General features: G+C 64.9%; 23 protein-coding genes and 1 pseudogene. 4 read left to right on the plus strand and 20 right to left on the minus strand.

Annotated features, from left to right (window positions below; translation table 11 throughout):
• Nucleotides 1–3: 3 nt before the first annotated feature.
• A complete protein-coding gene (locus tag AC1RMD_RS09695) occupies nt 4–1530 on the minus strand; it encodes a carboxylesterase/lipase family protein (protein WP_492926028.1) in 1527 nt (508 codons plus the stop codon).
• Between the two features lie 179 nt (nt 1531–1709).
• Between AC1RMD_RS09695 and AC1RMD_RS09700 the strand changes: the two genes are divergently transcribed.
• On the plus strand, nt 1710–2606 hold the full coding sequence (locus tag AC1RMD_RS09700; RefSeq protein WP_492926030.1) for a LytR/AlgR family response regulator transcription factor: 897 nt from the start codon (nt 1710–1712) through the stop codon (nt 2604–2606).
• On the opposite strand, the gene AC1RMD_RS09705 is transcribed toward AC1RMD_RS09700, so the two are convergent.
• The 19 genes and pseudogenes from AC1RMD_RS09705 to AC1RMD_RS09795 form a co-directional block, all read right to left on the minus strand.
• Nucleotides 2603–3616 (minus strand): aldo/keto reductase, encoded by a 1014-nt coding sequence (locus AC1RMD_RS09705; RefSeq protein ID WP_492926032.1) that lies wholly within the window; start codon nt 3614–3616, stop codon nt 2603–2605. The two genes, AC1RMD_RS09700 and AC1RMD_RS09705, sit on opposite strands and share 4 nt — an antisense overlap.
• A gap of 78 nt (nt 3617–3694) precedes the next feature.
• Nucleotides 3695–5404: a methyl-accepting chemotaxis protein gene (locus tag AC1RMD_RS09710; protein WP_492926034.1), complete on the minus strand. Its 1710-nt coding sequence runs from the start codon at nt 5402–5404 to the stop codon at nt 3695–3697.
• 153 nt (nt 5405–5557) lie between these two features.
• Entirely contained in the window at nt 5558–6346 is a 789-nt protein-coding gene (locus AC1RMD_RS09715; protein ID WP_492926035.1) for a phosphate/phosphite/phosphonate ABC transporter substrate-binding protein, read from the minus strand.
• Entirely contained in the window at nt 6343–7332 is a 990-nt protein-coding gene (locus AC1RMD_RS09720; RefSeq protein WP_492926036.1) for a fatty acid desaturase, read from the minus strand. Before AC1RMD_RS09720 ends, AC1RMD_RS09715 begins: the two co-directional genes overlap by 4 nt.
• Nucleotides 7333–7341: 9 nt before the next feature.
• Nucleotides 7342–9615, minus strand: coding sequence for a TonB-dependent receptor (locus AC1RMD_RS09725; protein ID WP_492926037.1), 2274 nt, complete (start codon nt 9613–9615; stop codon nt 7342–7344).
• A gap of 366 nt (nt 9616–9981) precedes the next feature.
• Complete coding sequence (locus AC1RMD_RS09730; protein WP_492926039.1) at nt 9982–10728, minus strand: Crp/Fnr family transcriptional regulator; 747 nt, start codon at nt 10726–10728, stop codon at nt 9982–9984.
• Between the two features lie 171 nt (nt 10729–10899).
• Nucleotides 10900–11142 (minus strand): hypothetical protein, encoded by a 243-nt coding sequence (locus tag AC1RMD_RS09735; RefSeq protein WP_492926041.1) that lies wholly within the window; start codon nt 11140–11142, stop codon nt 10900–10902.
• A gap of 72 nt (nt 11143–11214) precedes the next feature.
• Nucleotides 11215–11901 carry a hydrolase gene (locus AC1RMD_RS09740; protein WP_492926043.1) on the minus strand — a complete coding sequence of 229 codons (687 nt, stop codon included), beginning with the start codon at nt 11899–11901 and terminating at the stop codon, nt 11215–11217.
• A gap of 162 nt (nt 11902–12063) precedes the next feature.
• Nucleotides 12064–12768, minus strand: coding sequence for a PEP-CTERM sorting domain-containing protein (locus AC1RMD_RS09745; protein ID WP_492926045.1), 705 nt, complete (start codon nt 12766–12768; stop codon nt 12064–12066).
• 128 nt (nt 12769–12896) lie between these two features.
• Nucleotides 12897–13904 carry an alpha/beta hydrolase fold domain-containing protein gene (locus tag AC1RMD_RS09750; RefSeq protein ID WP_492926047.1) on the minus strand — a complete coding sequence of 336 codons (1008 nt, stop codon included), beginning with the start codon at nt 13902–13904 and terminating at the stop codon, nt 12897–12899.
• Between the two features lie 41 nt (nt 13905–13945).
• Nucleotides 13946–14311 (minus strand): hypothetical protein, encoded by a 366-nt coding sequence (locus AC1RMD_RS09755; protein WP_492926049.1) that lies wholly within the window; start codon nt 14309–14311, stop codon nt 13946–13948.
• A 93-nt stretch (nt 14312–14404) separates the two neighbouring features.
• Nucleotides 14405–14977, minus strand: coding sequence for a hypothetical protein (locus AC1RMD_RS09760; RefSeq protein WP_492926051.1), 573 nt, complete (start codon nt 14975–14977; stop codon nt 14405–14407).
• Nucleotides 14974–16356 (minus strand): foldase protein PrsA, encoded by a 1383-nt coding sequence (locus AC1RMD_RS09765; RefSeq protein ID WP_492926053.1) that lies wholly within the window; start codon nt 16354–16356, stop codon nt 14974–14976. Before AC1RMD_RS09765 ends, AC1RMD_RS09760 begins: the two co-directional genes overlap by 4 nt.
• Nucleotides 16356–17378, minus strand: a complete 1023-nt coding sequence (locus AC1RMD_RS09770; RefSeq protein WP_492926055.1) for a phospholipase — start codon at nt 17376–17378, stop codon at nt 16356–16358. The genes AC1RMD_RS09765 and AC1RMD_RS09770 overlap by 1 nt, the downstream gene beginning before the upstream one ends.
• A gap of 117 nt (nt 17379–17495) precedes the next feature.
• Nucleotides 17496–18078: pseudogene (locus AC1RMD_RS09775) on the minus strand (zinc-binding dehydrogenase).
• Nucleotides 18079–18107: 29 nt separating this feature from the next.
• Complete coding sequence (locus AC1RMD_RS09780) at nt 18108–18713, minus strand: SDR family NAD(P)-dependent oxidoreductase (protein WP_492926057.1); 606 nt, start codon at nt 18711–18713, stop codon at nt 18108–18110.
• A gap of 79 nt (nt 18714–18792) precedes the next feature.
• Nucleotides 18793–19401 (minus strand): TetR/AcrR family transcriptional regulator, encoded by a 609-nt coding sequence (locus AC1RMD_RS09785; RefSeq protein ID WP_492926059.1) that lies wholly within the window; start codon nt 19399–19401, stop codon nt 18793–18795.
• A gap of 37 nt (nt 19402–19438) precedes the next feature.
• Nucleotides 19439–21139 carry a PAS domain-containing sensor histidine kinase gene (locus AC1RMD_RS09790; protein WP_492926061.1) on the minus strand — a complete coding sequence of 567 codons (1701 nt, stop codon included), beginning with the start codon at nt 21137–21139 and terminating at the stop codon, nt 19439–19441.
• On the minus strand, nt 21136–22866 hold the full coding sequence (locus AC1RMD_RS09795) for a hybrid sensor histidine kinase/response regulator (RefSeq protein ID WP_492926063.1): 1731 nt from the start codon (nt 22864–22866) through the stop codon (nt 21136–21138). The genes AC1RMD_RS09790 and AC1RMD_RS09795 overlap by 4 nt, the downstream gene beginning before the upstream one ends.
• Before the next feature lie 304 nt (nt 22867–23170).
• On the opposite strand from AC1RMD_RS09795, the gene AC1RMD_RS09800 reads away from it, so the two are divergent.
• The 3 genes from AC1RMD_RS09800 to AC1RMD_RS09810 are packed head-to-tail and all read left to right on the plus strand — an operon-like array spanning nt 23171 to nt 24302.
• Nucleotides 23171–23608, plus strand: a complete 438-nt coding sequence (locus AC1RMD_RS09800) for an ArsR/SmtB family transcription factor (protein ID WP_492926065.1) — start codon at nt 23171–23173, stop codon at nt 23606–23608.
• Nucleotides 23509–23958: an SRPBCC family protein gene (locus AC1RMD_RS09805; protein ID WP_492926067.1), complete on the plus strand. Its 450-nt coding sequence runs from the start codon at nt 23509–23511 to the stop codon at nt 23956–23958. Before AC1RMD_RS09800 ends, AC1RMD_RS09805 begins: the two co-directional genes overlap by 100 nt.
• Nucleotides 23955–24302: a GFA family protein gene (locus AC1RMD_RS09810; protein WP_492926069.1), complete on the plus strand. Its 348-nt coding sequence runs from the start codon at nt 23955–23957 to the stop codon at nt 24300–24302. The genes AC1RMD_RS09805 and AC1RMD_RS09810 overlap by 4 nt, the downstream gene beginning before the upstream one ends.
• Nucleotides 24303–24309 lie beyond the last annotated feature (7 nt).

Raw genomic sequence — 24309 nt, forward strand, 5'->3', positions numbered from 1 at the left:
CGGCTAAGGCAGTCCAAACGCCTTGCCCCGCAGGCCGGAGTACACGGCGTCGAAGACCTGCAAGGAGTCGAGCGCCGGCACCGGACCGGTGCCGATCGGATCGCCCAGCCACTGGACTTGCCCGGCGGCGCCGCGAAAGGCCGGCCAGTGCGGCAGGCCGGGGCCGTTCGGATCGCCGCTGGCGGCAAACTGGACCCAGTAGCTCGACATCGCCTCCGCCAACCTGCGGTCGGCACCACGCCACGCCCATGGTGCCTGCGCCAGATGGTCGAACATATACCACAGTTCGGCGAAGTGGCTGGCGCCCCAGCCGGCGTGGACGGAGTCGGCCGGAAACGGCGGCCGCTGCTGGAAGCTGTAGTAATAAACCGGGCTGCGCCCCGCTCCCGCCAGCCGCGCCCAGGCCCACATGTCCCAGCCAAAACGCAGGTCGCGCTCAAGGCCCAGGCGGCCCTCGCGCGCCTGGGCGTCGGTCGCGTGCGGATAGGCCGCCAGCAGCGCCGGCGGCAAGGGGCCGAAACTGGCGCCGATGTCGGCCTCGAAGCGCTCGGCCCGCAACGCCGACACATCCACCAGCGCCCGCGCTTCCTCGCCGTTTGAGCCCAGCAGCAAAGGCACGTCGCGATAGCGTCCCTGGACATAGGCATCGTAGGGCGACAAGGGCAGCACATCGGACTCGATCACGGGGTGGGTGACCCGGCCGGCGCCGCCGCCAATCAGGCGCTCGGCCGGCAGCGCGCGCATCGCCTCGAGGGTGGTGGCGCCGAGCGAGTTCATGTAGCTGGCGCCGTCGCGTTCGGCGTTGGCCAGCAGGTAACCGGGCGCCAGTTGCAGCGGCTCGAAGATGCCGCCGCTCTGCGCGATGGCGCGCTGGAACAGTCCCTGCGCGCGCGGCGACGCCAGCAGCGCACTGACGGCCATCGCGCCGGCCGACTGCCCGGCGATGGTGACGCGGCCCGGATCGCCGCCAAAGGCCGCGATATTGCGCCGCACCCACTCCAGCGCCGCAATCTGGTCCATCAAGCCGTAGTTGCCCGACGAGCGATGGGGCGATTCGGCGCTCAGCGCCGGATGGGCCAGGAACCCGAGCGCACCCAGCCGGTAGGCCACGGTGACCACCAGCACGCCCCGGCGGGCCAGCCGGTCGCCGTGATACAGCGGCATGGAAGCGGAACCGTTGGCATAGCCGCCGCCATGAATCCAGACGATCACCGGCAAACGCCGGCCGGCGCGCCGCGGCGGCGCCCACAGATTGAGGTACAGACAATCCTCGCTGACGGCCGGCGGCTGCTCGCCGGGCATCGACACCCCTTGTTGCATGCAGGCCGGGGCAAAGCTGCCCGCGTCGCGCACACCCCGCCATGCTGGCGCCGGCTGCGGCGGGCGCCAGCGCCATGGCCCCAACGGCGGCAGCGCGAACGGAATGGCGCGATACACATCCACCCCACCTTGCCGCCGCCCCGCCAACGCGCCGTCCGCGGTCATCACCGGCGCCGCCTGGGCCCAGCCCCAGGCCAGCAAAGCCAGCAACGTCGGCTTCGTCCGCCATCTGCACCATCTCCCCAGCATCTTGCCCATGTCCCCTCCCGAACGATTGGTGAGCGCCCAGTGTCGCCCGGCGGCGCGGCGCGGGCCAGACCGCTTGGTCACTTTCCTGCCCGGCCCGTCCCATTTCCGCAGCCGGCGCGATCGCTGCTAGAATCGGACGCATGACCACCTCCGCCCATCCAAGCCACGCGCCGGCTCCCCGGTCCAACTGGCTGCGTCCGCACGCCTGGAGCTTGTTGTACTGGCTAGCCTTCCTGCTGGTGCTCGAACCCGGCAACATCCTGCGCGCCAGCCAGGCCGGCCACACCTTGAGCCTGCCCCATGAAACGCTGCGCATCCTGCTGGCCGCCTTGCTGGGCACGACGGCCACCTCGGCGGTGCAGGCATTGATGGCGCGCTTCCCGCTGCGCGGCCCGGGGCGCGGCCGCCATCTGCTGATCCACGCCGCCGGCGCCGCCGCCCTGGCGTTGACACTGATACTGGCATCCTGTTTTCTGGCGGCGTGGGCCTTCGGCGGCCGCTGGCTGCCGTCCGGGGACGAAATCCGGGGCCAACTGGTGAGCAATTTCACGCTGCTGATGTTTGCGTTGGCCGCGCTCTCCGCGCTGTTCCAGGCCGGCCCGTGGCGGATGGGGGTGTCGGTGTCGGCGCCGCCGGCCCGGCCCGGCGCGCCGGAGCCCGCCCATGACGCGGCGCCCGCGTTGACCCATGTGGAAGTCAAACGGCGAGGCCAGCTGGTTTCGCTGCCGCTGTCGGAGGTGGACTGGATTGAAGCACAGGGCAACTATGTGGCGCTGCAGGTCGGCGCCGAACAGCATCTGGTGCGCGACACCGTGTCGGGCTTGATCGCCCGGCTCGATGCCGGCCAGTTCCTGCGCATCCACCGCAGCATGATCGTCGCGGTCGATCGTATCCGCAGGGTCGAAGCCTTGGCCAACGGCGACGCCCTGCTGCATCTGACGCACGGCGGCCCGCTGCGGGCCAGCCGCAGCCATGCGGCCGCGGTCAAGGCGGTGGCGGCGAAACTGCGCGACCAGGCGCCGGCCAAGAACCTCTAGTCCGCCAGCGAGAAGCTGCGCTGGTGCCACGCGGGATAGGCCGGCGACACATCGCTGGCCACTTCCAGCAGCGCGTTCTGCTCCGCGCTCAAACGCCAGCCGGTGGCGCCGATGTTGTCGATCAACTGCTGCTCGTCGCGCGCGCCGATGATGACGCTGGAGACGGTCTTCTTCCCCAGCAGCCAGTTCAACGCCACTTGCGGTATCGTCTTGCCGGCCTGCCCGGCCACCACATCGAGCGCATCGACGATGCGGTACAGGCGCTCCTCTTCAAAGACAGGGCCGGTGCCGGCGATGTCGTGCGCCCGCGTGCCCGGCTTGGCCGGTTGGCCGCGACGGATTTTTCCGGTCAGCTTGCCCCAGCCCAGCGGACTCCAGACCACCGCGCCCACGCCCTGGTCTTCGCCCAGCGGCATCAGCTCCCATTCGTAGTCGCGGTTCAGCAGCGAGTAGTAGACCTGATGCGCGACGTGGCGCGGATAACCGTAGCGGTCCGACACCGCCAGCGATTTCATCAAATGCCAGCCGGAGAAATTGGAGCCGCCGATATAGCGCACCTTGCCCGAGCGGACCAGCTGGTCCAGCGCGGACAGCGTTTCCTCGACCGGTGTGTAGTTGTCCTGGCAATGCAGTTGCAGCAGGTCGATGTGGTCGACTTGCAGCCGCTGCAGGCAGCCGTCGACCGCGGCGATCAGGTGCTGGCGCGACGAGCCGAAATCGTTGGCGCCGGTGCCGGCGGTGAAAGTCACTTTGGTGGAGATCAGCAAGCGGTTGCGCTTGCCCTTGATGGCCTGGCCGAGGATCTGCTCCGCCATGCCGTCGGAATAGACGTCGGCGGAATCGAACATCGACACGCCATGTTCAAGGCAGACATCGATCAGGCGGGCGGCGCCGCCCGCATCCGTGCTGCCCCAGGCTTTGAAAAAGTCGTTGCCGCCGCCAAAGGTGGCCGTGCCAAAACTGAGTTCCGGCACCCGCAGGCCGGATTTTCCAAGACGGTTGTGCTCCATCGCCACCCTCCATTAAGTGAATCCGGATTCTAGCTTAAAAAGCAACCCCGTACCGCCGGCCCGCGCGGCGCGTCTGGATCAGAACTCTTCCCATTCGTCCTTGCTGGCGACCGCGCTGGCCTTCAGCTTCTTCGGCGCGGCCGCCGGCTGGACGGCGGGCTTGGCGCGCGGCGCCTTGGGCAGCGTCGCCACCACCGATGCGGCCGCGCGCACCGGGCGCTTGGGCGGCGCATACGCGGCAGCCGAGGCGTTGATCTTGAACGCGCTGACGACTTGCTCCAGCTTGTCGGCCTGGTCGCGCAGGGTCTGCGCGGCGGCGGCGGTTTCTTCCACCAGCGCCGAATTCTGCTGCGTGGTCTGGTCCATCTGCGTCACCGCCTGGTGCACTTGCGCGATGCCGTCGTTCTGCTCCTGCGTGGCGGCGCTGATCTCGCCGACGATGTCGGTCACCTGCCTGATGCTGGCGACGACTTCCTGCATCGTCGTACCGGCCTGCTCCACCAGCTTGGTGCCGGAGCCTACCTTCTCCACCGAGTCGTCGATCAGCGCCTTGATCTCCTTGGCCGCGGCGGCCGAGCGTTGTGCCAGGTTGCGCACCTCGGTCGCCACCACCGCGAAACCGCGACCCTGCTCGCCGGCGCGCGCCGCTTCCACCGCCGCGTTCAGCGCCAGGATGTTGGTCTGGAAGGCGATGCCGTCGATGACCGAAATAATGTCGACGATCTTGCGCGACGATTCGTTGATCGATCCCATCGTCACCACCACCTGCTCCACCACCGTGCCGCCCTGCGCCGCCACGTCCGAGGCCGAACGCGCCAGCTGGTTGGCCTGGCGGGCGTTGTCGGCGTTCTGGCCGACGGTGGAAGTGAGCTGCTCCATGCTGGCCGCGGTCTGCTCCAGCGCCGCCGCCTGCGACGAGGTGCGCTGCGACAGGTCGCCGGTGCCGTTGGCGATATCCTGCGAGGCCGCGCCGACGGCGGCGGTCGATGCGCGCACGGTGTCGATCACGCCGGCGATCTGCTCCAGCAGCTTGTTGAACGCCACCGCCGTATGGCCGATTTCATCCATGCGCTCCACCTTGATCTGGTGCGTCAGGTCCAGCGACTGGCTCACGTCTTCCAGCGTATCGCGGATCGAGGCCAGGCTGCCCTTGATGATGACGTACAGCTGCCAGGCCAGCGCGCCGGTCACCAGCAGGCCAAGCACCACCGCGCCCACCATCAGGCGGAAGGCGAATTTGTAGGCGGCGTCGCTCTCTTCGCGGACGTCGCCGATCAGCTTGTTGTTGTAGGCGATATGGTCGTCGAAGCCCTTCTTGACGGCGCCGGCGGACAGCGCCAGCGGCGTGCCGGCCAGCAGCGTAGCGCGCACCGCGTCCATGTCGCCGGCGTGGGCGCCGGCCAGGAACGGAATCAGCGCCTGGCGGTAGGCCGCCATGTTGGCCTTGTCCGCCTCCAGCATCTTGCGGTCGGTGTCGTCGAAGATGCGTTCCTTCTCATAGGTCGCGATGACTTCGTCGAACTTGGCGTGGGCGTCGTTGTAGGCCTTGTCCAGGGCGGTCTTGTCGGGCAGGTTGGAGAACACCGACAGGCGGTAGCCGGCCAGGCGGCTATCGGCAAGAAAGCCTTTGGCCATATTCAGGCCGGCGATGCTGGGGATCAGGCGGGTTTGCACCATATCGAGGCGTTGCTGCGCCCGCGACAGTTGGGTGAGGCCGGTAATACCGACGAAGATCAGCGCGAGTAACGCCAGTGACAAAGTCATGATCAAGCGCTTTGTAATAGTCATGGTGACTGCCCATAGAAGTGGAGGAGTGATGAAAGAGCCGGCCGTCTGAGCGGCCATAGGCCAGTATAGCGGAACAGAATTACCGCAAAATAGCTAAGCAAGAATTTACGCCGCATTGCTACTAAAACGCAACGCATGCAAGTCGCAACCCCGTCAAGCCAGGTCGGGATATCCGGCGGCCCGCGCCTCGGCTTCGATTTGCAGGATGCGACCGTAGTCGGCATCGCCGCGGTACTCGTAGCCCTTGATGCATAGGCTTGCGCACAGCGCGCGCAATGCCGGCGCGGGTTCCAGCAAGGCGGCACGCAGCCGCGCCGTCAACTCCGGCGGCGCCTTGCTGCTTGCAACCAACGGCAATCCCGGCGCTGGCGCCGATTGCTGCAAAATGGTCAATCCCTGCAGACTCGCGGGGTCTTCCCGCATCAGGTAGCCGAAGGTCACGCAATCGATGGACGCGATCGCGGCCGCGCCTTCGCGCACCATGCGCAGGCTGGCCGCATGGCTGCCGGACCACTTCACCGATTCGAAGTGGCGCCCATCCAGCGACCAGCGCGCCACCGCGTGCCGCAACATGTTCATGCCGCTGTTCGATTGCGGATCGTTGACCGCAGCGACCCGCCCACGCGCATCGGCCAGGCTGCGGATCCCCCCGCCCTCGCGCGCGACGATGAAGCTGGAATGGTCGCTGCCCTCGCAGCCGGGAAAATCGAAGCATGGCGTGGCCAGCAGGGTCACATGGCCGCGCAACTGCGTCAAGTAGGGATATCCACAGGTCTGGGTCAGCAGCACATCCGGCTGGCGCCAGAATGCCGGCAGGTCCGCCGGCCGCGCCAATTCCGCCCGCACGCCCGCCTGGTCGGCCAGCGCCAGCAACAACGCCTCGTATCCGTGCTGGATGCGCGGCGAGACGTTGTACATCGGCAGGGCGAATTTCCAGTTCATGTGTCGGGCATGTTCGGGTGGACCGGCGCATCGACCGGGGTGAAGCCGAAGCGGCGCATCAGCTCTCCATAGCCGTGCAGATGGAAGCCGCCGCTGCGCGTATTGTAAGCCGACCGCCGCGCGCGATACACGCGCGGCAGCAGATACCACGGCAAAGACGGCAAGTCGTGATGCACCAGATGCAGGTTGTTGTTGAGGAAAAGCACCCGGAACACCAGCCCCGCCTCATTGAGCACGATGCGCTGCTTGTGCTCCGCCGCCGGGCGGTGCTCGTAGTAGGACCGTATCATCGTCAGCGACTGCGCCGGATACGAGATCGCCAACACGTAGTACAGCGGCGCCACGCCGAACGCCGCATGAACCCACCACAGCAGAGCGCCCAGCATCGCGAAGTGGATCAGCCACATCGGCACGTTGCGCCACTCGCCGCGCAGCGGCTGGCGCAGCGGCTGGCGCAGCGCCTCGCTCCACGCGGCGGCGACGGCGATCGCCGGGCCGACCAGCAGCCGTCCCCAGAACGTCTTGTTGAACCAGTACAGCAGCCGCACCGGCTTGCCCAGCCCCGCCCATACGGTGGGCGACACGTAATAGCTCTCGGTATCGAGCGCCGGCATCGTCAGGTGGAAGTCGATGTGGTGGCGCAGATGGCTGTCGCGGTACAGCCGGTACGGATACCAGATCGCCAGCGGCGCGTAGCCGAACAGGCGGTTGACCCAGGCCCACGGCGTCGGATGGCCGTGAATCAGCTCATGTTGCAGCGACATATACCAGGCGCACCACCAGATCATCAGCAAGGTGGCCGGCACGTCGCCGATCCGGCGCCAGTAAGTCAAGGTCAGGAACCAGCCGCCGTAAATCACGCCGATCAGCAACCAGGTCGGCCACTCCCCCAGCCACAGCAGACGCCTGCGCTCGGCCGCCACTTCGGCGCGCTGAGACGCATCGACGTATTCGGAGCGCTGCTGCTTCAGGCTGGGGGAGTCCATCGCGCGCTATCAGAAGCGCGCCTTGACGCGCAAGCCCAGCGTGCGCGGACGCACCATGAACAAGGTGTCTCCCGGCTGGATGGCGATGGTGTTCGGCGTGACGTCGCTGATCTTGGCGCCGTTGGTCAGGTTGCTGCCGAACAGGCCGAACTCGTAGGCGCCCGTCTTGTAGGTGACGGTGGCGTTGACCGTGTTCGACGACGGTATCTGCGCATAGCTGCCCTGCGCCGCCGCGAAGTTGGTGTAGGCGTCGCTGTGGTAGGCGTAGCTGGCGGCGATGCCCACTTCGTCGTTGCCGCGCACCGGCACGCTGTAGCTGGCCGTGGCCGTGGCGGACAGGCGCGGCGCGTACGGCGCGCGGCTGCCTTGCGGGATGTTCTGCGCGGCGATGCCGGTCACCACGGTGCGGGTGGCGTAGGCGTGGTTGTAGGCGGCGCTCAGTCCCAGCGCTGCGCGGCGCGTCAGCTTGAAGGCGGTTTCCAGCTCCAGGCCTTCGCTGCGGATCTTGCCGGCGTTCTGCGTGAAGTAGTAGGTGCACGGCAGCTTGTTAAACACCTGCACGTCCTTCCACTCGATCACATAGGCGCTGGCGTTGAAGGTCATGCGCTGGTCCAGCAAGGTGTTCTTCGAGCCTACTTCGTAGTTCCACAGGCTGTCCGGCGCGAAGGTGGCCGGCGCGTTCACGCCGCAGAAGTTGAAAGGCACCGGCTGGTTGTTGCCGCCGTAGCGGAAGCCCTTGCCCACCGAGGCATACAGCGTATGGTCCGCATCGACGCGATAGGCGGCGGCGAAGCGCGGATTGGCGCCCTGCGAGGTGGCGCTGCTGTTGCTCAGTTCCGGCTGGCCGACCGGCGCCGACGGCGTCGCGCCGACCAGGTTGCCGAACAGGCCGGTGAAGCGCAGGTCGAAGTCCTGCGTGCCCCTGAACAGGCGCACGCCGGCCGTCAGGTCCAGTTTGTCCCAGACGGTGTAGGTGCCTTCGGCGAACAAGGCCAGCTGGCGCGACCTGGTGTTCTGCGTGCCGGAGAAGAAATCGTTCGGGTTGAAGGCCAGGTCGTTGGTCTGCGAGTTATAGCCGGGGAAGTTGTGGGTGGCGGCGAAACGCTCGTCGAAGCCGGTGGTCGGTTCGTCCTGGCGCGTGTTGCGCTTGCCGGTTTCGAAGAAGGCGCCGGCGGTCCACTTCAGCGGGCCGGAACCCTTGGAGTTGAGGCGGAACTCCTGCGCGAAATCCTTGACCGCGTTGCCGATCGTGTAGGCGGCCTGCATCAGCGGGGCCTTGCCGCCGAAGATGAAGGCGGTGGCCGGATACTGGGCCGAGGTCACGTACAGGGTGTCGCGGTGCAGGTAGGAGGTCGACGACACCAGCTGCGCGTCGCCGAGGTCATAGCTGACGCCCAGGTTATACAGCTGCAGCTTGTCGTTGCTGGTCTGCGGCAGCAAGGCGATGGTGGTGAACGGCGCCAGTCCGGCATAGGCGTCGTTGACGCCGCCCTTGATGTTGGAGGCGGTGACGCTGGCGTCGATCACCAGGTCCGGCGAGGCGCGCAGGCGCAAGGCGGCGCGGCCCTGGTTGGTGGAGACGTCGTTAGTGGTGTTGCCGTTGACCTGGTTGCGGATGTAGCCGGAATCGTTGCCGGTGTAGGCCGTCAGGCGCAGGCCCAGCACGTCGGCCTTGAGCGGCACATTGACCATGCCGCGCAGATTGCGATTGGCGCCGCCGAAGCCGGAGGTGTTCGAACCGACCGCCTCCAGCGTGCCGAACAGATCGCCCAGGTCCGGCTTTTGCGTGATCTGGCGCACCGCGCCCGCCATCGCGCCAGCGCCGAACAACGTGCCCTGCGGCCCTTGCAGCACTTCGATGCGTTCCAGGTCCAGCACCTTCAGGTCGGGGTTGGACGATTTCAGCGTCACCGGCATGTCGTCGATATACACCGCCACCAGCGACGAATCCTGCACCTCGGACGGCACGATGCCGCGCACCACCAGTCCGCGCATGGTGATGTTGTTGACGCCGGGCGCCTGCTGCTGCACCGACATGGCCGGCACCAGGTTGGCGATATCGCCGAGGTTGCCCTGGCCGTAGCGGGTCAGGCTGTCCGGCTTCAGCACCGTGATCGCCGCCGGCACCTGCTGCACATCGACCGCGCCGGCCGAGCGCGTGGCGGTGACCTCGACCCGGTCGATCTTTTCCGTGCCCGCTTCCGTCTCGGCCGCCTGCGCGGCGGCCAGCGCGCCCACCGACCACAATGCCAACGCGCCACACACTTTCACTTGCTTACCCATCTGCACCCTCAAGTATTGTCTCTCAGGGGCGCAGTATAACGAGCGGCAAGCGCTTTGAACACGAAGATAATCGCGCTAGTTTATCTGCCGGCCGTTGGGCCGGGATGGCCGCACGGTGTGCCAACGCACAACGGCGGTGTTGAAACTGCGCCAGAATACAGGCATGGATATCTCGCCCACACGCCGCAAGCCGCCGCCCGCCGCCTATGCACTGCACCGCCAGATGCGGGCGGTGCAGCGCTGCATGACGGCGTCAACGGTGGAGGAATCGATCAGGGCGACCAGATGGGCGAGCGCCTGGTACAGGCTGGTGCAACGCAAGCTGGATCAGCTCCAGCATGCGCCCAGGTACAGGCACTAGTGTCACTAGACGGGGACGTAGCAGCAGCCGGCAAGGCGTTCCATGGCGCTGCGGTCGAGTACGACAACGGTGCCGCGGCGGCATTCGATCATGCCTTTTTCCTGCAACTTGCCGGCGCAGCAGGTGATGCTTTCGCGCCGTACGCCCAGCAGATTGGCGATCGATTCCTGGGTGACTTTCAATTCGTTCGACAGCGAACGGTCCAGCCGTTCCAGCAGCCAGCGGCACAGGCGCTGCTCGATGCTGCCGTGGCGCGCGCCGGCCACCGTCTGCGCCAGTTGCGAGAACAGCGCGCTGGTGTGGCGCATCAGCTGCTGGGCCAGTGCGCCGCCGTCGAAGAAGGCCGAGCGCAACACCGCGGCGCGGATGCGGTAGCCGTAGCCGGCGCTTTGCACCACGGCCGAGCAGTTGGCGCGCTCCGTTTCGTACATCGACACGCCGACCACGCCGTCGCGGCCGACCACGCCGATCTCGGACGCGCCGCCGTCTTCCGTCACGAATTGCAGTGAGACGATGGCGTTGGTGGGGAAGTAGGCATATTCCATTTTGTCGCCGAAGTCGAACAGGTGTTTGCCTGCGTCCAGCGGCACCAGTTCCAGGTGTTCGAACAGATTGATCAGCTCTTCGCGCGACAAGGCACGCAGCAAATCGTTTTGCTGGGCGCCGGTCAGGCTGACGACCGGTGCGGATGCTTCTGCCTGCGTGGAGCGCGCTACTTTCTGCGATACGGAAGGATGAGTAGCATGGTACATGGCGAGCCTCTTGGGGGGTTGTTTATCGTTGCGACCTGATGAACAACACTATATCCGCGCCATGTGCAGTCGATTATAGGAGCACGTACGGGCCATATGTAGGCTGGGAACATAGGGGGATGTGGTCCCTGTCCTACGGCGGTCAGTATCCGCCTAGGCCCGCCCGCCCCTTCAGAGCTTGAATTTGAAGCGCGATGCTTCTTCCAGCAGGCGCTCGTCGCGGTTGCGCAAGCGACCGGGATTGCGGCGATGTTCCGGCTCGGCAACCACGCGCTGGATCACCGTGTGCGCCACGCCGCGCTGGCTGAGATAGGCGGCCGCGCTGTCCGGACCTTTGCGGTCGGCAACTTCAATGCCGGCTTCGACGACTTCGGCGCCGACGTAGTCGGGACGGAAAGTATGGGTGGTCGACATCGCAGCCTCCGGGGCGGTAGTGAACTGTTGGACACCAGACTGCGATTGTATAGCAGTCTGGTCCAATGGAGCTTACTTTGCCGGTACGGCGGCCAGCGTTTCGTGGCTGGTGGTGGTGCGTTGTGGCGCTTTGTGCACCATGGTGTAGGCGTAGTCGACGCCCATGCCATAGGCGCCCGAGTGCTCGCGCACGATGGCCATCACGGCGTCGTAGGTGTCGCGGTGCGCCCAGTCACGCTGCCATTCCAGCAACACCTGCTGCCAGGTCACCGGCACCACGCCGGCCTGGATCATGCGCTGCATCGCGTAGTCGTGGGCTTCCTTCGAGGTGCCGCCGGACGCGTCGGCCACCATGTAGATTTCATAGTCGCCCTCGGCCATCGCGCACAGCGCGAAGCTGTTGTTGCACACCTCGGTCCACAGGCCCGAGACGATCACCTTCTTCTTGCCGTTGGCCTTGAGCGCGTCGCGCACTTTCTGGTCGTCCCAGGAATTCATCGACGAGCGTTCCAGGATAGGCTTGCCGGGGAACACATCCAGCAGCTCCGGATAGGTGTGGCCGGAGAACGCTTCGGTTTCGACGGTGGTGATGGTGGTCGGGATGTTGAACACCTTGGCGGCCTTGGCCAGCGCCACGGTGTTGTTCTTCAGCGCCTGGCGGTCCATCGATTGCACGCCGAAGGCCATTTGCGGTTGCTGGTCGATGAAGATCAGCTGGCAGTTGGTCGGCGTCAATACTTCAAGTTTGGGATTGGTCATGGTGGCTTCCATTGGGATGGGTTGAATACGGCGCCCGCTGCATTCAGCGCGGCTGCGACCATCTTAGGCCCGGCCCCGTGGGCGCGCCACTGGCTAAATGGAGAGGCCGGGCTACCCTTTTCCGGGCCGCGCAATCCGCACCACCCGCGCACCATCCGCACGCTAGACCGCGCGCCGGCGCTGCGCCAGCCAGACCAGCACGGCGGCGGCGCCCAGCGCCAGCGTGCCGGGTTCCGGCACCAGGAAGATGGTGCTGCCGACACCAGTACCGCTGGTGTACGTGACTTCCCGCGCAAAGACCGGGAACGGTACCGTGCCGAAGAAATCGTAATGAAAGTACGACAGGTCTATCGGCACGGGAAACAGCTCGCTCAGCTCGGGCTGGGCCAGTAGTTCCAGGATCGCGAGACGGGCCTCGTCCGGGGCCAGTTCAGCGGTCGGACCGGTGACGAAACCCTTCAACGACCCCGGGTCGGCGGGATTCGGCTGGCCCGGCAGCAACAACTTGCCGGGGATGGCCAGCGTTTCGCCGCCCTTGTACTTGATCAGCACTTCCTTGCCCTGCTGGATAGGCGGGCCGTCCAGGTTGCCGCCGACGTTGATGATGCGCCCGGTGGGGTCCTGCACACGGAAGCCTTTCACCGGTGGCGGCGGCACCGGTGGCGAGACGGCGAAATGGATGTACAGGTCCTTGGTGGCATGTTTGTCGACCCACCAGACCGTGCCCGGGGGCAGGTCCACGACCGCGCCGGTTGAGACCGGCACGCCGTCGACAACAAAAGCATGGGCGTCCGCCTGCGCCGTCCTGGCTGGCAGGACAAGGACGATGAGCAGGGACAACAGAATGGCGGGTAGTTTGGTCAACATGGGGGCTCCTCACGATTCATCGGAAACAACGTGAGGGAGCTGTCGCAAATAACAGGCCATGAACCTAAAGCCTTGATTTGCTGGGTCTAGGCCGTCGGCCGCCGCCGGCGGTGTAAGAAAAACCGGCGCTAGCGTTGCGGCATTTTGTCGTTCAGGAAAGCGACGGTGGCGTCGACGGTAGGCTGCAGCCACGGGTCGAACAGCCAGAACGCGTGCGGCGTGTTCGGCAGGACGACGGTCTGGCTGGCCACGCCGGCCTGCGTCATGCGGGCCGCCATCGCTACGCGGCCGACGGAAAAGCGCGGCTGCGCGCTGGCGATGAACAGGATCGGCGGCATGCCGGGACGCACGTAGCGGATCGGCGACGCTTCGGCCCACCGCGCGCCCTGCTCCGCGTAGCGTCCGCCGAACCAGGCGCCGGCCGCCGACGGCTGCTTGGCCGGGTCGTCCTCGTACTTCAGCGCCGCTTCGGCGGTAAAGTCCGACAAGCCGTCGATGTTGACGATGGCTTGCACCGCGCTCGACACGCCAGCATCGGCGGCGCCCGGATCGAACCGGTCGAGATGGCCGGTGACGCCGGCCAGGCTGGCGATCTGGCCGCCGGCCGAGCCGCCCGCGAGTGCGATGCGCCGTGGATCGAGGTGGTACTGGCCGGCGTGGCCGCGCACCCAGCGCACGGCGGCGCGCACATCGTGGATGGCGGCCGGATACAGCGCTTCGCCGGACAAGCGGTAGCTGAGCGCCACCGCCGCATAGCCCCGCTGCGCCAGCCGCACCGCCATCGGCGCGAACTCGGAACGGAAGCCGGCGCGCCAGCCGCCGCCATGCACCAGCAGCACCACCGGCATGCCGCCGTCGGCGCGCGCGGCCAGCGGCAGGTACAGGTCGAGCTTCAGGCAGCGCGTGCCAAGCTGCGCATACGTCAGGTCGGCGACGCGGCCCACGTCCACCGGCAGCGCCGCGCCGGCGATGCGGATCGTGGGATAGCTGGGCAGCAGCTTGGCGTAGGTATGTTGCGCGTCGTAGGTGTTGCCTGGATCGGCGGGCGGCTCCACGCATGGCGCCGCGGACGCCGCCATGTGCACACACAGCATGGCGGCAGCGGACAGGAAACGGGCGATGGGATCAGGCGTCATAGCCGCCGAGTATGCCACAAGCGCGCAGCGCGCCGGCCGCGTCAATCCCGTTGCGGCGTGCCAGGCGTATCCGGCTTGCCGGCGGCCAAGGGTTCGCGCGGGCGGCGCCGGCGTTCGGGGAACAGAAAGCCCACCGTTTCGCCCACCGCCGAACAGGCGGCGACCAGCTTGAGCGCCGGCATCGGCTCGGCGAACCCCACGGCCGAGGCCTCCGCCAGCGTCTTTTCCGTGGTCGGCAATTCGGTCGTGAACACGCCGTCTATGGTCAGGAGGCGCACCGACCGGATCTGGAGTTCACGCGCGATGGTTTCCTGGCTGGCACTTTCGGCGATCACGCTGCCGCCGACGCTCAAGGCCATGCGCACCACGCCCAGCTGCCGCGAAAACACGACTTCTGCGGTCTGCATAACACTTCCTTCCAAAAAAAGACTGCCTCCGTTCAGAGGCAGTAAGGGTAGACCACATCGGTGACTTCAGGAAGCGATCTTGCCAGATAGAAATTACCGGCGTGTGACATTGGCTTGCATTTGAGGATGTTCTTTGACGATATCAGCCGACTGGCGGCGGATGCGGGCGATTTTTTCCTCGAGCTTGGCCAATTCGTCTGCCGGAATGCCGGCCTGGCGGCCGCGCTCCAGGTCGGCCTGCAAACGCGGCAGCTCGGTCGTCGCGGCCGCGACATAGGCGCCCAGCAAGCGGGTGTGCTGGGCGGCTTCGTATTGTCGATAGGCTTGCGGGTCCGCCAGCTGGGCCGGCGTGGGCGCGCTGCGCGGTTCGGCGTCGCGCTCGATGGGCGGACTGCGCGGATCGCCGTTCTCGCGCGCCGCCGCCATGCTCAGCCAGGCCGAAGCGCTGCTGTCGACCGGCGTCAGCGGCACGAATTTCAACCCGCGCGCGGCGGCGGGTTCCGGCGTCGGCGGCGGCCATTGCGCGCCGCGCGCGGCGTCAGCGCCGGCCGGCGCCGCGCCCTGCGCCGCATCAACGCGCAACGGCAGCCTGGCGTCGCCGCGCCAGGCCAACCAGCAGCCGGCCAGCAGCAGGCAAGCGGCACCGGCGATCAGGGCAGGTTTCATTGCGCGTCGTCCAAGGTTGGCAGCGGCTGATCGAGCTGGCTGCGGTTGATGTCGATCTGCGCGGCGCGCAGCACTTGCTTGCGCAGCGAGGCCAGTTGCTGCCGCGCCGACACGCGCGCCAATGCGTTGCTGGCGGCATAGCGCACCGCCTCCGAGTCGGGCGCCTGGTAGCCCATCACGCGCTGCTCGACCAGGATGATTTCCCAAGCCGCCTCGTCACGCGCGGCAGCGGGCGTGCGGATGGGCCGCGAGATCTGGCCTTCCGGCTGGGCCAGCGCCAGTTGCGCCAGCCAGTCCGGCTTGCCTTCATGGCGTATCCAGCCGGACGCGCCGCCGTCGCTGGCGGTCGAATAGCGCCGCGCCGTGGCGGCGAAATCGGCACCGCCAGCGAGCGCCTTGTGGACTGTCTGCGCGGTCTGCTCGTCGGCCACGCGGATGTGGCGCGCCTTGACGCGCTCGATGCGCGTGAACTCGCCGCGGTGCCGCGCATAATATGCCGCGACCTGCGCCGGCGTCACCTCGGCGGCCAGCCGCTGCAACAAGGGACTGGTGTGCTCGATATCGTCGCCGATGCCGTGCTGCTGGCGCAGCGCCTGCACCTCGCCGCGTTCGGCCAGGGCATGGCGCAGGTCGGCGACGGCCGCCTCGCCGAACTGGCGCCGGCTCCAATCGAGCACAAAGCGTCCGGCCAGATCCTGCTTGACCTGCTGTTGCGGGAAGTCCGCCTGGCGGTTGTACAGCGCCACCCTGCCCTGCACGTTCTGGCGGCGGTAGATGTCGTACAGCGTGACCGTGCCGGCGCCGGACGGCAGCGTGTAGCGCAGCAGTACGATGCCACGCGCCCGCTCCAGTTGCTCGGCATTGAGCGTGAACTCCAGCTTGAGCTGTTCCGGCTTGCCGAACACCGCGTCCAGCGCCGCCGCCGAGGGCTTGGCTGCTTCGACCACCAGGCCGTCGAGCGAGCCGCCCGGCAGCCGCTGCAAGGCTAGCTGCATCTCCTTGCCGTACAGGCTGCGCAAGGTGGCGACCAACTGGTCGTCCAACGCCACCTCGCGCGCGAAGCCGACCCGCTGGCCGGCATACAGCTGCGCCTCGTCGAAGCGCGCGCGGGCGGCGCCGGCCAGCAGGCGGTTGAGCACCACCTCCTCCAACACCGCGCTGCGCGCCGTCCGAGCATCCTTGACGCGCGCCAGGCGCCACAGCGCATCTACACTGAAGGCCGTGACCGGCGCGCCGTCGATGCGCGCGGCCAGCGCCGGATCGTTCAGCCGGTAGCTTACCGTGGCGGCGGCCGGCAGCGCCAGCCCGCCCGCCAGCAACGCCAGGGCCAGCGAGCGCCGCATCGATGGCGGCAGCGATTGCAGCATCGGTTTCCGCATCAATTGGCCAGGCGTTCAGCGGCGCGGTTGAGCACCACCACGACCATCGCGATCGAATGCGGGACCATCATCTGCGCCACGCGGGTGCGGTCGCCCTGGTCGGTCGACGACAGCACGATGCCGCCGTTGGCGTACGAGTAGCTGCCGCCTTGCGTCAGCAGCGGCCGGATGTCGACCGCGTTCGGCGCCAGCGGCGTGAAATCGGCCAGCGCCGCGCGCACTAGCGCCGGATCGTTCAGGTGCTGGCTGGTGTAGTTGGCGCGCACCCACTGTTCCCACGACGAGTGGTTGTGCGCCGACGTGGCCCAGGTGTGGTGCGGTTGCAGCAGGTCGGTGGTGTGCAAGGTGAAGCCCAGGCTTTGCGCGGTCGGCTGCGCCAGGAACTGCTGCCACCAGTACTGGCCCAGGTTGTCGATCGGCTGGAACGGCATGCTCTCGAAATCGGCATATTGCGCGGCGCTGGAGACGCCGCCGAAACGGTAGTGCGCCTCGGTGACGCCAAAGCTGTTGTACTTGCTGCTGTCGCCGAACCAGCCTTTCAGGCCGCCGGCGCCGTCGTCCAGGTAGTCGCCATAGAGCCAGCCGGCGGCCATGTTGTCGATGTCGCCGGCCATGCCCAGCTTGGCGTAGTTGTAGCCGCCGAAGGGATTGCCGTGCACGTCCGCGCCGGTGGTGTGGTTCTGGAAGTGCCAGTACGAGGTGTACTTGACGATACTGGCGCCCGCGCCCCACACCGGCGCCAACTGGCAGTCGCCGGTGGAGGCGCCGCAGATGTAGGTGTCGGCGAAATCGTCGACATCGTAGGCGCCCTGGCCCAGCGCCGCGGCGAACTGGTCCACGGTGAAGCCGGCGCGCGTCACGCCCGCCACCAGCTTGTTGTAGTTGGTGGTGGACGGGTTGTTCTTCATGTAGTTCACGGCGTCCAGCACGATCTGGCGGTGGGTTTCCTGCTCCCATGCGAGGGCGGGCGTGCTGGCGCACGCGGCCATGGCGATGCTGGTGGCGATCAATGCAGTTTTCATAGGGTCTCCTGGTAGGGGACTCGAATACTACAATGCACATATTGCTTTTTTTAGAATCACTTTACTACTGGGCCATGCTAGAAAGTTGCTTGGAAGCATTTCCAATATGGAGGCGGTTCAGTCGGCCACCAGCTGCACCACGACCTCGCCTTTGGCGCGGCCTTTTTCCAGATACGCCAGGCCATCCTTGGCTTGCGCGAACTGGACCACCGAATCGATCACCGGACGGATGCGCGACGTCTCGATCAGCTTGGCGATCTCCGTCAGTTGCCGGCCATCGGGACGGACGAACAGGAAGGAGTATGTGGCTTAATGCTTGCCCGCGAGGCGAATGATCTTGCGGCTCAACAGGCCGAATACAAAAGTCATCAGGAAGTTCATTCCGCGCCGGCGCGCGAAGGCGGCGTCCGGCGGGCCGACCATCGGTATCGAAGCGGCCTGCACGAAACTGAGACTGGCCGGTTTCAGCGCGGCGGCCGGCTTCCACCACCACGCCCGCCAGGTCGCTGCCCATCGTGGCGGGCAACTGGAACTTCAGGATGGGCTAGAACATGCCTTTCGGGATCATGTAATCGATGGGATTGAGGCCGGCCGCGTGCACCCGCACCAGGATTTCGTCCGGCTTGATGGTGGGATGGGGAATATCGGCGAATTCAAGCTGGCCGGTCTTGCCGTAGCGTTTCAGGATGAGTGCTTTCATGATTGCCTTCTTTTTTGTTCGTGATGTCGTTATGCCAGCCGCAGATCCTTGCGCATGCCCGCGTCCATGACGCCGACCGGTGCGAAGGTGCGCAGCAGGCGCAGGCGCCTGGCCAGGCCGCCGGCGGTGTAGCGCAGTTTCGGCGTGCCGGCCAGGGCCGCTTTCAGCACCGTCGCCGCCACCACCTCCGGGCCCTCCGCGACGGCCATCACCTCCTGCACGCGCCGGGTCACGGCGGTGCGCACGTCGCGGTAGGTATCGAGCTTGGCGTCCGGCGCCAGCATGTGCGGCAGCACGGCGCGGGTCATGCGCACCATGCCGAAGAAGTTGGTGTCGAAGATGGACTGGGCCTGCCCGATCGAGCTTTCCTCCGCGCCGGCCGGGGCGACGCCGACGCCGGCGTTGTTCACCAGCAGGTCGATGCGCCCTTCGCGCCGCATCACCTCGGCGACGGCGGCCGCCACCGACGCGTCGCTGGTCACATCCAGCGACAACAGCGCGTATTGCCGCTGCCCCGCCTGGGCGCCGCGGCGGCTGGTGCCGTACACCTTGAAACCCGCCTCGACCAACGTCTTGGCCGTGGCGGCCCCTATGCCGGACGAGGCGCCGGTGACCAATGCGATCTTGCTGCTCATGGTGTTCCTTTCTAGCGACTGCCAGCACAAAATATGATGCTCATCATATTTCAATGCAAAAAAACGCCCGCCTGTTACATCAGGCGGCCGCCGGGGTGAGTTGTTTCAGCGTCGCCGCGCGCAGTGCCGCCGACAGTTTGGGATCGTCCACCGCGCGCGCGACCATGGTGGTGCCGATCAGCGCGCAGACCAGCGCCATCGCCTGTTCGTGCGCCTGCGGCTGGCCCCAATCGGGCAACTGGCGGGCGAACAGATCGATCATTTCCTTGATGTGGATGGTCGCCGCGCGCCGCACTTCCGGCGCCTGGCGCGGCATTTCCGATCCCAGCGCGGAGACCGGGCAGCCGGTCTCGATGGCGTCGATATGCTGTTGCGACAGGTAGGCTTGCATCATGGCCTGCAGGGCCTGCCCCGGCGGCGCGGACGCCGCCACCCGCGCCGCCAGCGCGACCGATTCCGCCCCCGCGCGGTCGCCGGCCTCGGCCAGCAAAGCGTCGCGGGATTCGAAGTGCGCGTAGAAGCCGCCGTGCGTCAGGCCCGCCTCTTTCATGATGTCGGCGACGCCGGTGCCGCCGTAGCCGCTGCGGCGAATCGCGCGCGCCGCCACTTCCACGATACGTTCGTGGGTGGCCTCCTTGCGGCTGAGCGTTGCGCGTTTGGTCGATTTCAAGTTCATGACGACCATCATATCTTATTTTCAGACATCATGCACGCGATCCGCGATTTCACACTTCGCTAGAAAATTCCAGCTTGAACGAAGTCCAATCGTCGCGCTCAACGGCTAATGTCGCCCGAAGCTGCACGGCCAGCTCGCGCACCAGCTGCATGCCGACCGACTTGACCTCCAGCGGGTTGAGGTTGGTCGGTATGCCCACCCCGTTGTCTTTGACGATCAAGCACAGGCGGTCGTGTCCGGCCAGATGCAGTTCCACCCGCACGATGCCGTGCTTATTATCCGGGAACCCATGCTTGAGCGCATTGGTAATCAACTCGTTCAGGATCAGGCCACAGGGGACGGCTTTATCGACATGCAGCTCGACTTTGTCGACGGTAAGCTCCAGCGAAACGCGGCCGCCGCTGGCGCCGCCGTCAGCCGCGCTGAATACATTGCCCGCCAGCTGATGGACGTATTCCGAAAAAGAAATATGCAAGTAGTCATGGGTTTGGTACAGCATCGAGTGGATCAGCGCGATCGCCTGCACCCGCGCCGCGCAGCCGCTCAGCGAGTCGCGGCTGGCGGCGTCATCGGTGCGGTTTAACTGGATGCTGATGAGGCTGGAAACAACTTGCAGATTGTTTTTGATCCGATGGTGGATCTCCTGCAGCAGCGTCTCGCGCTGGTGCTGCACCCGTATCCGCTCGGTGATATTGACCACCGAACAAAGTACGAATTTCCCGTCCGCCGTCTCCACCGGGTTGAGCGAAATCTCGATGGGGATCTCCTCGCCGCTTTTATGCAGCCCGCGCAAGTCGCGTCCCGCGCCCATCGGGCGACTGTGCGGCGCCTTGAAAAAATCCTGCCTGAATCCTGGATGGGGTTGACGGAATTGCTGAGGCACCAGCATCTCCACCGCGCGTCCGATCAGTTCCTCCCGCGCATAGCCGAACAATGCCTCCACATGCGCGTTCACCAAGACGATGCAACCATCCCGATCGACCATGATCATGCCGGTGGGCGAAGCCTCGATCGCCAGGCGGAATTGCTCGCTGGCGCGCTTGCGTTCCGTAATATCGACGATCGAACTCAGGACAAATACGCCTTCGGAGGTTTCGAGCGGATTGAGCCCGATTTCGATCGGCACTTCCCGTCCATCTTTATGCAAGCCATAGAGGTCGCGCCCTGCCCCCATCATGCGCGCATGCGGCGCGCCAAAGAATCCCGAACGGAACGACGGATGCGCGCCGCGAAATCGCACCGGCACCAGCAGCTCCACGGCCTGGCCTATCAATTCGGCACGCGTATAACCGAACAGGCTTTCAATCTGGGCGTTGACGAGCGCAATTCGACCGGACTGGTCAACGACAATCATGCCGGTCGGCGTCGCTTCTATCGCCAGGCGGAACTGCTGCGATCCCAGCGAGTTTTCGCCCAGGTCGCGAATGACGGCGCAGTATCCATTCAAGCCGCCATCGGCGTCACGCATGGTGGTCATCACTATGCTCGCCCAAAACCTGACCCCGTTGTGGCCCAGGCGCCATCCTTCACCGACATAGCCGCCGTCCCTGGCGACGGTGGCCAGATCGCATCGGAGCTGGTCGCCGGCGATGGCCTCGGCGGTAAATAAATTGGAGAAATCGCGTCCCAGCACGGTTTCCGTCTGCATGCCGTTGAAACGCGCCGCCTCGGCGTTCCAGCTCGAAATTTTGCCGTCCAGATCGACCATGAACACGGCGCAGTCGTGACCGGGGCCCACGCCGGCCGTCATAATTTCGCCCCGTTCAAGCTGGAGGGCAGGTGTCGAAACTTGGTTGCAACGGCTACCTGTGCCTGCTCCCCTATGCGCAACGGCAACCAAATGACAAAGGTGGACCCATGCTTCGGAATGCTGGACACGGCGACGGTGCCGCCATGCAATTCGGTGAGTTGCTTGACTAAACTCAATCCCAGGCCAGTCCCGTCACTTTCGCGCGCAAGCGATGAATCGAATTGTGTAAAGACCTGAAAGATCCTATCGAGATCATCGATGCCCATGCCAGTGTCGGCGATGGCGATTTCAATAAACTCCTGGAATGCATGCTCCGGCAGCGGCAGCAGTCGGGCCGCGCCGGCGGCCGGGACGTCTATCCTGACGGCATCGCGTCGGACTTCGCGTGCGCTGATGCTCACACTGCCGCCGTCGCGCATGAATTTAACCGCATTCGACAGCAAATTCAGGATAATCTGCTTAAACTTTCGCCGGTCGGCCAGCAGCAGGTGCATGGAATTGAATGGCACGATCTGGACATTTATATTTCGCTTCCGCGCGTGGTCCATGACTATCACCAGGCAGGAACTCAATTCGGAGTTAATATCCAGAAGTTCCAGCTCCAGCGTCATTTTCCCCGCCTCGATTTTCGACAGATCGAGAATATCGTTGATCAGCGACAGCAGATGATCTCCGCTCTCGGAGACGTATCGAATATATTTTCGTTGATTGTCTGTGAGTTCGCCTATTTTTCCTATTAGAAATAGCCTTGAGAATCCGATGATGGAATTGAGCGGCGTGCGCAATTCACGCGACATCCGGTTCAGAAATTCACTTTTCACCTTTGTTGCCGATAACAGCTGATTGTTCACCGTCAGCAGTTGATCCGTTCGTTCATCGACACGCCGCTCCAGCTCGACAGTCAATTGACGAATCTCCTCCAGATTCCGACGCTGCTCAGTGATGTCCCGAAACACCATCACCTGCCCAAGACCCATGCCGCTATCGTCAACTATCGCGGCCGTCACATCGTCGATCTCAATGGTTTCACCTTGCCGGTTGACAAAAAAAGTTTGCAGCTCCACCGGGGAAGGGATGTCTTCAAACGTGCCGCTGCTGCGTCTGACCACTTCGGGCAGCGACACGCGGATACGCACCAGTTCGAGAATTTCGCGGATTTCGCGCCCCTGGGCTTCCTTCGCGTCCCACCCCGTCAGCAATTCCGCCGAGGGATTGAGAAAACGGATCTTGTTTGAGGGGTCGGTGGCAATCACGGCGTCGCTCAGGGAGCGCAACGTGGTCGAAAACCAGCGTTCCTGTTCGCGCAGGCGCTCCTCGATGGTATTTTTATGCAGGGCGACTTCTATGGTGCAGCGCAACTCCAGCATCTTGAACGGCTTGACCAGGTAGCCGAACGGCGTAACTTGCTTGGCGCGATGCAGGGTTTGTTCATCCGAATACGCCGTGAGAAAAATAACCGGGCAGTTTAAGAAGCGGTGGATTTCCTCCGCAGCATCGATGCCATCGATCTTTCCATTCAATCGAATATCCATCAAAATTAGATCAGGACGCATTTCGCGCGCACACTCGATCGCTTCATCGCCTGAAATCACACTGCCTATCACGGAATAACCCAACTTCTCCAGCGTCGAGGAAAGATCGAGCGCGACTACTCTTTCGTCTTCAACTATCATGATTCGGGCAATATATTTCGATTCCTCAACATTCGGTACCACGGCGGCATTCATTGGTCGCATTCCTTATATTGCTTCGTCGGAATAAAAAAATGTACTCAACGGAATTCAACCCGAATAGTCGCAATAATAGCGATGGGGTCCGGGTCACTTGCAATTTCTATGTTTCGGCGTGCCTCTTATTTAAAATAAATAATCAATTCAATTGAGATTACACCCATATTCACGTTGGCGAAAGTTCTATTTTTCCTTGCAATAAATTACATTTTAACAACGAAAACTGCGGCGCCTTCCGCTGTCATGGCCTGTCAAGATTTGGGGCTTGACACGGCCATCGCCTTCGCCAATACTATACCTTATGGTTAACTATAAAGATCCCCAGCTGGACCTGGTCTTCGCGGCGCTGTCCGATGCCACGCGGCGCGGCGTGCTGGCGCAATTGGGCGACGGCAGTTGCACCGTCACGGAGTTGGCGCAGCGGTATCAGATGTCGCTGCCCGGCTTCATGAAACACCTGGCCGTGCTGGAAACGGCCGGCCTGATCGCCCGCTCGAAGGAAGGACGCGTGGTGCGCTGCGAGCTGCATGCGGCGCCCATGCAGGATGCCGCCGTGTGGATCGCCCACTACCAGCGTTTCTGGACCGACCAGCTCGATTCGCTGGGACGCTATCTCTATCACCAGGAGGAAATCGCATCATGCCAACCACCGAACAGCCCGCCCAAGTCAGCCTCCGACGGGTCTACCCCGTCAGCCCCGAAAAAGTCTGGCGCGCCTGGACCGACCCGCAAGCGCTGAGCCAGTGGTTCGGGCCCGGCGCAGCCTCGCTGACCAGGGCCGAGCTCGACCTGCGCGTAGGCGGCCAATATCACCTGGCCTTCGCCGGCCCGGACGGCGGCTTGAACCAATTGACCGGCGTTTATCAGGAAGTGGCGCCTTTTACGCGGCTGGTATTTACCTGGGCCTGGCATAGCACGCCGGAACGGCAGTCGCGCATCAGCATCGATTTAACGCCGGTGGCGGAAGGCACGGAACTGCGTTTCGTGCACGACCGCTTCTTCGACGAGCAGGCCCGCATCAATCATGAACGGGGCTGGGCTCTTTTCTTCAGCAGTCTTGATCGTTACTTTTCAGGAGGTTCGCTATGAAATACCAGGGAAGCTGCCATTGCGGCAGAGTGAAATTCGAGGCCGAAGGCGAGATCGCTTCGGCGCTGTCCTGCAACTGCTCGATGTGCCAGCGCAAGGGCACGCTAATGTGGTTCGTGCCGCGCCCGGACATGCATCTGCTGACGCCGGACGACAACGCCAGCACCTATCTGTTCAACAAGCACGTGATCAAACACCGCTTCTGCCCGACCTGCGGCATCTCGCCCTACAGCGAAGGGGTGGCGCCCAACGGCGACCCGGTGGCGGCGATCAATCTGCGTTGCATCGAGGGGATAGACCTGGCCGCCATCCCCGTCAATCACTACGACGGCCGCTCGATTTAATGCGCTC

Source organism: Duganella sp. GW822-FHT06D06 (assembly GCF_058799615.1).